The 307-nt window shown below is 67.4% G+C and carries 1 protein-coding gene; it reads left to right on the forward strand.

What is annotated here, in order from left to right:
• Positions 1 to 307, forward strand: a 307-nt coding sequence (locus TSH64_RS35940; protein ID WP_199237604.1) for a hypothetical protein, incomplete at both ends; no start/stop codon positions are given.

Genomic DNA, 307 nt, shown 5'->3' on the forward strand with positions numbered 1-307 from the left:
GCTGACGCCCCAGCAGCTTGCCGGTCTGAAGATCACGCCGCCGGCCAACAGCGACGTGGATTTCGACCTGACCGTCACCGCGATTGCCAAGGATGGTAGCGCGCCGGTCGCGACGGCGACGCAGACCCTGCACGTCACCGTCGACCCGGTCACCGACACGCCGACGCTGAGCGTCACCGCGGCGAGCGGCAATGAAGACACCGCAATCCCGCTGTCGATCACTCCGGCCCTGACCGATCTTGACGGGTCGGAAACGCTGACGATCACCATCAGCGGCATCCCGGCGGGCGCCAGCCTCAGCAACACG

This window comes from Azospirillum sp. TSH64, from assembly GCF_003116035.1.
Taxonomy (GTDB): Bacteria; Pseudomonadota; Alphaproteobacteria; order Azospirillales; family Azospirillaceae; genus Azospirillum.